5 protein-coding genes are annotated in these 6,335 nt (G+C 55.8%); 2 read left to right on the top strand and 3 right to left on the bottom strand.

Features of this window, described 5'->3' with window-relative positions:
• Positions 1-1,842 (top strand): autotransporter outer membrane beta-barrel domain-containing protein (locus tag BM347_RS05425; RefSeq protein ID WP_139226452.1); only part of this gene is annotated, 1,842 nt, incomplete at its 5' end.
• Positions 1,843-2,256: 414 nt separating this feature from the next.
• On the opposite strand, the gene BM347_RS05420 is transcribed toward BM347_RS05425, so the two are convergent.
• Both BM347_RS05420 and BM347_RS05415 read right to left on the bottom strand, forming a co-directional pair.
• Positions 2,257-2,598 carry a transposase gene (locus tag BM347_RS05420; protein ID WP_093915325.1) on the bottom strand — a complete coding sequence of 114 codons (342 nt, stop codon included), beginning with the start codon at positions 2,596-2,598 and terminating at the stop codon, positions 2,257-2,259.
• A gap of 118 nt (positions 2,599-2,716) precedes the next feature.
• Entirely contained in the window at positions 2,717-3,178 is a 462-nt protein-coding gene (locus BM347_RS05415) for an Lrp/AsnC family transcriptional regulator (protein ID WP_093915324.1), read from the bottom strand.
• A gap of 165 nt (positions 3,179-3,343) precedes the next feature.
• On the opposite strand from BM347_RS05415, the gene BM347_RS05410 reads away from it, so the two are divergent.
• Complete coding sequence (locus BM347_RS05410) at positions 3,344-4,966, top strand: thiamine pyrophosphate-binding protein (RefSeq protein ID WP_093915323.1); 1,623 nt, start codon at positions 3,344-3,346, stop codon at positions 4,964-4,966.
• A 219-nt stretch (positions 4,967-5,185) separates the two neighbouring features.
• On the opposite strand, the gene BM347_RS05405 is transcribed toward BM347_RS05410, so the two are convergent.
• Entirely contained in the window at positions 5,186-6,244 is a 1,059-nt protein-coding gene (locus tag BM347_RS05405; RefSeq protein ID WP_093915322.1) for an alpha/beta hydrolase family protein, read from the bottom strand.
• Positions 6,245-6,335: the final 91 nt, after the last annotated feature.

Here is a 6,335-nt window from a genome sequence, read left to right as displayed (position 1 = left end):
AGCTATGGCGGTGACATTTCCGGAACGGGGTCCCTCACCAAATCGGGAGCAGGAACCTTGACCCTGACGGGGGCAAGCAGCCACACCGGGGGCACAACGATCTCTGCTGGTACACTGCAAATCGGCAATGGTGGCACCAGCGGCAGCCTGTCCGGCGATGTCACCAATAACAGCGCTTTGGCCTTCAATCGCAGCGATGCGTTAACCTATGGCGGCGACATTTCTGGAACGGGGTCCCTCACCAAATCGGGCACCGGCACCCTGACCCTGACGGGGACGAGCAGCCACACCGGGGGCACGACGATCTCTGCTGGCACGCTTGTGGTCAATGGCAGCACCGGTGCCATCACCCTGAATGGCGGCACCCTAGGCGGATCCGGCACGGTCGGCACTGTGGCCGTCAACTCCGGCGGCACGTTTGCGCCGGGCAATTCCATCGGAACCATCGCTGCGGGCAATACCGTTTTCAATGCGGGGTCCTCCTATGCGGTAGAGGTAAACGCCGACGGTGACAGTGATCTGTTAAATGTCACGGGCACGGTGACGATCAACGGCAGCGCGACTCTGAAAATCGCCCCGGAAACGAATGGCCAAGATGGCAGCACCTACGCGAAATCGACCGATTACACCATCATCAAAGCCAGCAGCGGTGTCACCGGCACCTTCGGGACCGTGACAGACAGTTTTGCCTTCCTTGATGCCAAGGTCAGTTATGACCCGAACAAAGTGAATGTGAAGCTGACCCGCAACGATGTCGCCCTTAAGGATTTGGCAACCACGTCAAACCAGGTCGCCACGGCAAATGCTGTGGACAGCCTTGGCAGCGGCTCTGCCCTTTATGATGCTGTTGTGGCGCTTGAGGACGATAAAGTTGAGGCGGCGTATGACAGCATGTCCGGCGAGGCGCATGCTTCCGCCAAAAGCTTTCTCTTCCAGAATGATGCGGCGATCGCGGGTAGTATTCTGGGTCATATGCGCGACACGTCCGCCACGGGGCCGGCCCCGGCTGTCACCCGTGGCATCCCGGCACCCTCACGCGACACCTGGGGCACGGTCTTTGGGTTCCAGGCCGAGACCGAAGAAACAACCGATGCTGCCGAGATGAAACGCAGTGGCGGTGGCGCGCTTGCGGGTGTCAACCTGATGACATCGCCGGATCTGCAGCTTGGTGTGACACTGGGGGTCAGCAGGTCGGAATATGACATCACCGGTCGTCAGTCATCCGGCACGGCCACTGCTGCGCATCTGGGGATTTATGGCAGCACTCAGCGGGGGCCGCTGAACCTGCGCTTTGGGGCAACCTACGGGTATCATGAGATCGATAGCGAACGCAGGGTCACGGTCGGCGCGACGACAGATGACCTGAGCGCCAGTTACAAAGCCCAATCGGCGACCCTGTTCGCCGAGGCCAGCTATGGCGTTGCGCAGTTCGAGCCCTTTATCAACGCCTCCTACACCATGCTTGATACGGATGGGTTTACCGAAAGCGGGGGCGCATCTGCGCTTACGGTGGATGCGGCCTCGCAAGATATGGTTTTGGCCACGCTGGGTGTGCGGGCCACGCATGACATCATGTTCGGGCCAAAATACGCCAGCCTTGCATGGTCTGTCGCCTGGCAGCATGCGGCGGGTGATCTGACGTCACAGATGGATGCGGCTTTTGACGGCGGCTCAAAGTTCCGCATCGAAGGCGTACCGATCGCAACCAACACAGCCGTCATCACGGCGGGTATCAATGTTGATCTGGGGGCAAGCACCAGCATCGGGTTCGGCTATACTGGGCAGTTCAGCAAAGGTGCCCAACGGCACACGCTGCAGGCCAACCTGACCAAATCCTTCTAACTAATCCCCTTGGCTGGCATGCGGTATCAATCCCATGCCAGCCAGTAGGGTTGTCTCTGCAGGGCACGAACACCAAAATGGGTCCGTCCTGTTCGCGCATGACATAGCGTTTGTCGCCGACAAGCTGTGGCAGGTTTATTCCCCCCGTCATGCCGGATGCGCAGCTCCTTCAGGGATGTTGATACCAAGGGCGTTCCGAATAGGTGCTGCCCTCATCAAGAGTGCGCGCCACGACTGTGATATGATTGAGCTTCAATAAAGACCCATGCGCCATTTTCTATCCTATCTGAGTGTTTCAAAGTTTCCGCATAAGCCAACCGATTGACCCGACATCGAGCGGGCGGCAGGCGAAGCGAGGAAACACGCGAGTTCTGCAATCTCATGTGGGTGGATTATGCGTCCAAGGGATGTATTCTAGACCTCGGCCGCTTGTGCAGTCTCTAGGGAAACACCTGTTGCTTCTGCCTTAGCTGCCAGTGCGGCATCCATGCGCGGGCCTGTTACTGAGCCCGGCAAGATTGCATTCACCGTCACACCGTGCGGCCCCAGCTCCAGCGCAAGAATTTCCTTTAGGCCGATACCCGGGCCAACTCTCGCTTCAAGAGGCCTGATCTCAGCGGCCTGTTCCGCAACCTCTGATCTGACGCGCGGTGACTTCGTAAGCTGCGCCTTCCATTTGTACAGCGACTTGGTGCTAATCCCCAATCGCTCGGCAACTTCGCTGACCGCGTAACCACACTCAACGACCTGCGCCACGGCGTCCTACTTAAACTCATCCGCAAATCGAATGCCCTTGTTCCTATCCGTCACTCCTTAGTTCCAAAATTACTGAAGCGGCGCCTTGCATGAATGTGCTCTACTTTGGTTCCGGCTGTCACGTCGTGATGGGCAGCGCACCGGAAGTTTTCAGTTGCCTAAGGATGAAATTAGTTGTCGTTGTCCGCACGACGCCAAGCCGAAGGAGTTTGTGCATGATGAAGTGCTCCAAAGCCTCTGGTTCAGTCGCTGCAACTTTCAGGATGTAGTCGAAGTCGCCTGTAATGGACGCGCATTCCAAGACTTGCTCGCTTTCTTCGACAAAAGTTTCAAACGTATCGATGGAAGATACATCGTGATTGATGAGGGATATTTGAACATGGGCAAGCGCGTTCAACCCGAGTTTTTTGCTATCGAGAATTGCCGCATATCGGGTGATGAAACCGTCGTCCTCCAACCGTTTGACACGCCGCCAGCACGGGGACGGCGATAGCCCGACTGCATCTGACAAGACTTGGGTGCTGGCGCGTCCGTCGTGCTGCAAGACCTTTAGTATCAATCGTTCAAATTCATCGAGCATGATTTCACCTGAAATATTAGGTTTTTGGGTGTGACTTTCCCCGTTTATATTTAATCCAGGTAAATGAGGAAGAAAAAACCACCTCATTAACGATAGCTTTTCTACGAAGGGCGTAGAAACAGCCATTTGCTAAACAAGCTCAAACTATCAACAGGGACCAGATTAATGAGCCAGAACATCCACGTTTATCAATCCATTGCACGCGCTATAGAGTCCCATGGGACCACGCTGCTGTTCGGACTTATGGGGGATGCAAACCTGTTCATGGTGGATAGTTTCGTGCGCGATTGTGGGGGCCGGTTTGTTCCGGCTGCACATGAAGGTAGCACAATTTTGATGGCATCGGCCTTTGCGCGCGTCTCGGGTAAGGTTGGTGTTGCAACGGTCACGCACGGCCCGGCTTTGACGAATTGCGTCACTGCGCTCACAGAAGCCGTGCGAGGGCAGTCGCCGATTGTTGTCCTTGTTGGTGATACGCCAGCCGACAACCCCCGACATTTGCAAAGCATCGACCAGCGCGAGGTTGTGAAAGTGACAGGTGCCGGATTTGAACAACTCCGCACACCAGCCACAGTCGGACATGATGTTGCACGGGCCTTTTACCGCGCACAGGTCGAGCACCGTCCTATAGTACTCAATATGCCAGCAGATTTCATGTGGCAGAAGGCCCCGTTCGACATGAAGGTACTTGACGTTTTCACCACACCGGGTGCCGTCGCGGAGGATGATACCCTTGATCAGGCGATTGGTCTGATCGCATCGGCACGCCGCCCTTTGATTTTGGCAGGCGGCGGCGCGGTCGCAGCACGTGACCAGATTGTACTTTTGGCGGATCGGCTGGAGGCACCGGTTGCGACGACACTTCAGGCCAAAGGCCTGTTCAATGAACACCCCTACAACATTGATATATTTGGTACATTATCCACACCAGCCGCCTACGAGCTGATCCAGAGATCTGACTGCATTATTTGCTTTGGAACACAGTTACACGATTTTACGACGGACCGCGGAAAGCTCATGCAAGGTAAACGCGTCGTTCAAGTTGATATCAATACGGCTTCCATTGGCGGGGGATTGCATCCTGACGCTGCATTGATTGGCGATGCCGGGCGGACTGCTGACAAAATCCTTTATTGGCTGAACGAGGCCGAAATTCCGGCAAGTGGGTTCACCCGTGAACTTGATTGCAAAACACTCACCACACATCCGGCAGGGGGGGACAAGGCGGCCAAGGGGGTTGTGAATTTTGTATATGCCCTTGAGCGCTTGGAAGATGCTTTGCCCAAAGACCGTGTGCTGGTGACGGATGGTGGGCGTTTCATGACAGAAGTCTGGTGTCGCCTATCGGTGCCGAACCCGCAGAGCTTTGTCAGCACAGTTAATTTCGGTGCGATCGGGTTAGGTCTTCAAGCTGCCATTGGAGCGGGTCTTGCGGCACCGGATCGACCCGTCGTTTTGTTCAGCGGCGATGGTGGTTTTATGATGGGTGGTATCAACGAGTTCAACACAGCGGTCCGTCTAGGACTTGATCTGATCGTGATAATCGCCAACGATTCCGCCTATGGTGCAGAACACATTCAATTCGTGGACCGCAAGATGGACCCAAGCTTAACTGAATTTCAATGGCCCTCGTTTGTCGAGGTTGCAAAATCTCTTGGCGGAAATGGCATTGAGGTCAGATCGAAAGAACAGCTCGAGACCGCAATCCAAGCCATCAAGAGCCGTAATGGCCCTTTCTTAATCGAACTGCGTCTGGACCCATCAGACGTTCCGCGCATGCGTACCTAACCAGTCGTTGCGAAGAACTGTTCAATCGCCGCAAGCGCTGCCGCCGGAGCTTTCTCAGGGACAAAATGGCCGCTGGGCATCGCAGAAAAGGGCATCTGGCGCACCACGCGCGCCAGATGCCCTCGACCTCGACCTCGACCTCGAAGTGCTTTCCGACAACGCATTGTTCTCCAAGCGGCCATCGCTAACGGATCATTTGCACAGGCTGTTCTGTCAGTGTCAGAAGCGCGCCTCCAGATACGCAACGATGGTATCTGACAGCTCGCGGTGAATATCCGCGCGAGGGCGGCCACCAGCATCATCGCAAAGTGGATCAAGCTCGCCTTCGTTGATCAAGATCTGTGCCCCCCGTGGTTTGCACTGCGCTAGAAAGCTGAAATGGATCGCATCGCCAACCACGGTATAATGCGCCGTGGGTATCTGATCAGACGCCGCGCGGGCATAAACTCCGACGGGAATGGTTTCCTCGTCACCAAGGTTGATCACCAACATCGGGATGTCGATCTGTTCAAGGCTTTGTTCTGTCAGCGTTTCAACGATACCGGGGTCGATAATGACGGCTGTTTTGATCCGAGGGTCGCGCAGATCCTGTGACGCTGGCGACAGATCAAAGTCGTGTAAGTTAACGCCAAAATGGGCCAGAAATGCGCAATCGGACATGCCATGATCTGTTTCATCGCAAAAACTTTGCAACAGATCAGGATCAACGCGCGCACCCGCTGTTGCCATTGCCGTATATCCGCCCGCCGAAAACCCCAAGATCGAGATGTTATCGGTATCGATATAGGGATACGCAGCCGCATTTCCGGTGATTTCGTCCAGAACCGCGGATACATCGGCAGGGCGTTCCCACACACGTATCGCGGCTTCGGCAGATGCATTTCCGGTCGTGGTGCCGGGGTGGTTTGGCAAAACAACAACGAAGCCTGCTTGCGCAAGTTCCGACGCGATCCAGCCAAACTGGCCTGCGTTCCCACCCGCCCCATGCGATATAACAACCATCGGAAAGCGGCCAGTTTGATGGGGCGCATCGCGGCCGGCGGGCGTGCCATGGAAAACGCCGTTCCCACCAACCGTGATGGCTTTGCCGCCCGGTGTTGCGGGGTACCAGATGTTGAAATCAATGTCTGTGCTACGGATTGGCGCGGGCGCGGTGCCATAGGTGATCCCCGCGTTACCGTCATATGGCGGGCGCGTGAGATCATAGGCAACCCAGCCTGACACTCCGAGGACTGTGGTAAATGCGATCGCTTTGGCAAATGTTATGAATTTCGACATCGGTTTTCTCCTTGCGAGCCGGATAAGTGATGTCCTTGTTATGGGGAGAATGTTCAAAACCAGCGTCCTGAAACGCGTTTAAGGTCGTGCT

Origin of the sequence: Sulfitobacter marinus (assembly GCF_900116285.1) — a bacterium.
GTDB classification, from domain to species: Bacteria; Pseudomonadota; Alphaproteobacteria; order Rhodobacterales; family Rhodobacteraceae; genus Sulfitobacter; species Sulfitobacter marinus.
The sequence above is the reverse complement of the archived record's forward strand: the minus strand, read 5'-3'. Positions and strand labels throughout refer to the sequence as shown.

What these genes read in the sequence shown, in the direction of transcription:
- BM347_RS05415 (WP_093915324.1), bottom strand. Translation starts at nt 3,178, where the DNA reads ATGCTCGATGAATTTGAACGATTGATACTAAAGGTCTTGCAGCACGAC.
- BM347_RS05410 (WP_093915323.1), top strand. Translation starts at nt 3,344, where the DNA reads ATGAGCCAGAACATCCACGTTTATCAATCCATTGCACGCGCTATAGAG.
- BM347_RS05405 (WP_093915322.1), bottom strand. Translation starts at nt 6,244, where the DNA reads ATGTCGAAATTCATAACATTTGCCAAAGCGATCGCATTTACCACAGTC.